Raw genomic sequence first — 2,961 nt, 5'->3', positions numbered from 1 at the left:
GTGGGTGCGCCCGGCACCCACCGCGCACCTGGCGATCCGGCGCGCGGACCAGCTGCCACTAGCCTGCACAGATGCGACACACCCTCACCCCGGGGAGTGAGAGCCTGCACGGCCACTTCTCCCCCGATCTCCCGCCCGTGCTCACCATCGACCCCGGCGACACCGTCACCTGTCGCACCCTGGACTGCTGGTGGTCCGCCGGCCCGTACCCCGGCGGGCCGAACCGGGACCGGCCCCGGGTGCCGCAGCACCGCCCCGATTACGGACACGCGTTGATCGGTCCGGTCGCGGTCCGCGGTGCGCGCGCTGGTCAGACCCTCGCGGTACGCATCGACGCGGTCGTCCCGGGCAGCTGGGGAACCACAGTGGCCGGCGGTTGGCCGAGCGAGTTCAACAAGCACTACGGCGTGCAGGATCACCAGGTGGTGCACGCCTGGACGCTGGACCCGGTGACGATGACCGGCCGCAACCAGCACGGGCACGCTGTTCCGCTGCGACCCTTCATGGGAGTGCTCGGCATGCCGCCCGCCGAGCCGGGGTTGCACTCGACGACCCCACCGCGCCCGTGGGGCGGCAATCTGGACTGCCGGGACCTCACCGCCGGCACCACCCTGCTGCTGCCGATCCCGGTGGACGACGCGCTCTTCTCCGTCGGGGACGGGCACGCCGTACAGGGTGACGGCGAGGTCGGCGGCACCGCGATCGAGTGTCCGATGGACGAGGTGACGTTGACCATCGACGTCCGCGACGACTTCCCGGTCACCGGCCCGGTGGCCCGTACCCCCGACGCGTGGCTGACCATGGGCGTCGGCGCCACCCTCGACGACGCCACGTTCACCGCCCTGGACTCGATGCTGACCCTGATGCAGCGACTGCACGGCCTCAGCCGCCCGGACGCGGTGGCGCTGGCCAGCATCGCCGTCGACGTGCGGGTGACGCAGATCGTCAACCAGAGCGTCGGCGCGCATGCCGTGCTCCGCGACGACGCGCTGCGCTGGCCGGACGCCGGTTCTGTCGGGGGGCGTCGTTAACGTGTGGTCACTGTCGCCGCGCCGGCCGGATCGCGCCGCTCGCTGACCCTCGGAGGCCCCCCATGTCCCAGGAGACGACCTACCTCGAACTGTCCGAAGTGGACGGTGCGCACAAGTTCTACGAGGTCATCGTCGACAACGCCACGCTGACGGTGCGCTACGGCCGGATCGGCGACCAGGGGCAGGTCAAGGCGAGCGCCTATCCGGACAATGCCCGGGCCCGGGCCGCCGCGGCGAAGAAGATCGGGGAGAAGGTCCGCAAGGGCTATGCGCCGGCGGTCCCCGGCGTGCGTCAGAAGCGCACCGTGTCGCGGCGGCAGATCGTGAGCACCCGCTCCACCGCCCACACCGCCCCGGTGCTCTGGCGCTACGACTCCGGCGCCCCCGCCTTCGGCATCTTCGTCGACGGGCAGCACTGCATGGTCGGCAACGAGCACGGAGTCATCACCACGCTCGACCACAACGCCCAGGTGCGCAGCCAGGTCCGCCTTCCCGACGGGGTCAAGTGCATCGTCGCCGACGACGCCTGGATCTACGCCGGCTGCGACGACGGCAACGTCTACGACCTGTCCGGCAAGGTTCCCCGCGTGGCGTACGCGATCGCCCCGGAGATCGACATCTACTGGTTGGACATCCACGACGGCGTCCTCGGCGTCTCCGACGCCGACGGCGGGATCACCGCCGTCGACCATGAGGACGAGTTCCTGTGGCGTCGCCCCGGTCGCGGGCGTTCGGCCTGGATGGTGCGGTGCGACGACGACGCGATCTACCACGGCCACTCGCGGGGCGTGACCGGCTACGAATGGCGTACCGGCAGCGAACTGTGGCACACCACCACCGGTTCGGTGCTCTTCGGCTGGCAGGAGCACGGCAGTGTGTTCGCCGGGACGGGCACCCGCGAGGTGGTGCGGCTGTCCAAGTCGGGACGGCTCGAACGCACCTACCGCTGCGACGCCCCGGTCTTTTCCTGCGCCACCGCCGAGGGCGGCGAGTACGTCTTCGCCGGTGACAGCCAGTCCTCGATCTACTGCTTCGACGCGGCGGGCACCCGACTGTGGAAGCTCGGCACCGGCTGCGGCTCGGCGTACTCCATGCAGTACCACGATGACCGGCTCTACGTCGTCACCACCGGCGGCCATCTGGCCTGCATCGATGCGAGCGAGCCGGCGATCCGCGCCGCGCAGGCCGGGAACGTGCCCGAGGTACGCGACATCAAGGCCCCCCGCCAGGCGCCCCAGCCGGTGCAACCGACGATCGTCGAGGTGACCAGCGACTCGGGCGCGGGCGTGGTCGTGCAGTGTCGCGACGATCGGGGGCGGCTGCGGGTTCAGGTGCTCTCCGACGGCTACCGGCGCGACTGGTCGGTGCAGTTCCCCAAGGGGATCCGCGAGCCGGGCGCCCGCTATCTGGTGACCGAGGTGCGCGAGTCCAGCCGCGGTGGTTACTACCGCGCGTACGGCGACATCCGCCGGCTGCGCTGAGCGGCGGGCGGGGCCGGGGCCCCTCGCCACCGAGGGGTCCCGGCCGCACCCGGCGCTGTCGTAGGGTGCCGCCATGGCACACCCCGTCCGCCCCGACGGCGACGCCAGCAGGGCCTGGTGGGCTGCCCCGCCGACGGGGCGAGTCAGTCACCTGCCGGGCATCGACCCGGAACTGCTGCGGGTGGCACTCGACCCGTTACCCCCGGCAGCCGCCGCGATGGTGCACTACCGGCCCGCTGTGACGGGTTCTCTCGGTGACCTCGTGGACACTCTGCTCGACCAACTGGACACCGCTGCCCTCGCGATGTTCCCCCGCTGGCTGACGGGGGCCGACCATCTCGACAGCGAGGGCGCGCTCAGTGTGGCGGCGGTGCGGGCACTCGCGGCCCGGACCGCCGCCCGCTCCCGGCACTACGGCCCCGTCCTGGCCGACCTCGCACATAGGTAGT

Annotated in this window: 3 protein-coding genes; all 3 read left to right on the top strand. The window is 71.7% G+C overall.

What is annotated here, in order from left to right; all coding sequences use genetic code 11:
- Positions 1-71: 71 nt before the first annotated feature.
- The 3 genes from AB0B48_RS32715 (at position 72) to AB0B48_RS32705 (ending at position 2,960) form a co-directional block, all read left to right on the top strand.
- Positions 72-1,031, top strand: coding sequence for an acetamidase/formamidase family protein (locus tag AB0B48_RS32715; protein WP_357208435.1), 960 nt, complete (start codon positions 72-74; stop codon positions 1,029-1,031).
- 62 nt (positions 1,032-1,093) lie between these two features.
- Positions 1,094-2,512, top strand: a complete 1,419-nt coding sequence (locus AB0B48_RS32710) for a PQQ-binding-like beta-propeller repeat protein (RefSeq protein WP_357208433.1) — start codon at positions 1,094-1,096, stop codon at positions 2,510-2,512.
- A gap of 73 nt (positions 2,513-2,585) precedes the next feature.
- Positions 2,586-2,960: a hypothetical protein gene (locus AB0B48_RS32705; protein WP_357208430.1), complete on the top strand. Its 375-nt coding sequence runs from the start codon at positions 2,586-2,588 to the stop codon at positions 2,958-2,960.
- Position 2,961: the final 1 nt, after the last annotated feature.

The sequence above is a fragment of the Micromonospora sp. NPDC049089 genome, assembly GCF_040648775.1.
Taxonomy (GTDB): Bacteria; Actinomycetota; Actinomycetes; order Mycobacteriales; family Micromonosporaceae; genus Micromonospora.
This window is presented reverse-complemented; position numbering and strand designations above follow the sequence as displayed.

What these genes read in the sequence shown, in the direction of transcription:
- AB0B48_RS32710 (WP_357208433.1), top strand. Translation starts at nt 1,094, where the DNA reads ATGTCCCAGGAGACGACCTACCTCGAACTGTCCGAAGTGGACGGTGCG.
- AB0B48_RS32705 (WP_357208430.1), top strand. Translation starts at nt 2,586, where the DNA reads ATGGCACACCCCGTCCGCCCCGACGGCGACGCCAGCAGGGCCTGGTGG.
- AB0B48_RS32715 (WP_357208435.1), top strand. Translation starts at nt 72, where the DNA reads ATGCGACACACCCTCACCCCGGGGAGTGAGAGCCTGCACGGCCACTTC.